Source organism: Paenibacillus agaridevorans, assembly GCF_003112455.1.
Classification (GTDB): Bacteria; Bacillota; Bacilli; order Paenibacillales; family Paenibacillaceae; genus Pristimantibacillus; species Pristimantibacillus agaridevorans.
This window is the reverse complement of record NZ_BDQX01000179.1, coordinates 1-621: the sequence shown is the minus strand read 5'-3', so window position 1 is coordinate 621 and position 621 is coordinate 1. Positions and strand designations below refer to the sequence as shown.

General features: G+C 46.5%; 1 rRNA gene. It reads left to right on the top strand.

The window, feature by feature from the left end:
- The first annotated feature begins 120 nt into the window (after nt 1-120).
- Nucleotides 121-237, top strand: a 5S ribosomal RNA gene (gene rrf, locus PAT3040_RS17750).
- Nucleotides 238-621: the final 384 nt, after the last annotated feature.

Sequence of the window (621 nt, the reverse complement as noted above, 5' to 3'; positions counted from 1 at the left end):
TACCCAGTCACGATGATGACTGGATAGGAAGCTAAGCTTCCATAGCAGTAACTCTCAGGCAGGAAGTTGCTCGCTCGTTGTCAGTTTTGAAAGATCAATGATCTTTCGCAAAGCTATCCGTTTGGTGGCGATGGCGGAGGGGAACCACGCGTTCCCATACCGAACACGACCGTTAAGCCCTCCAGCGCCGATGGTACTTGGACCGCAGGGTCCTGGGAGAGTAGGACGTCGCCAAGCGGGTAACTCTTAGATGAAGCGTCGTTATTGTCCCTTGGGAGAGTATCCGAAACTTGATCGATGAATACTCAATGAAGCAAAAGCACAACATGCAAAGCGAAGATGAATGTAGTTTCCGATGCCGATCCTGATCCTGAAGTCATGATTCATCCGGTAATGAATAGTCAACGCCAAGCAGGTGCGAAAGCACCGTATTTTTTTGCGGAAAATCGATAAAATTACCAGGAACTCATGGTTGATATTGTCGATTGGCTGTGATAAGATGAAATTCCTGTCGAACGAGATGGGGCTTTGCACCTTGAAAACTGGATAACGAAAGTAAAAGAAGATGAAAATCTTCTGCTGAAACATCCTTTAGCTGGATTAAAAGCGGCCGTATTTTCC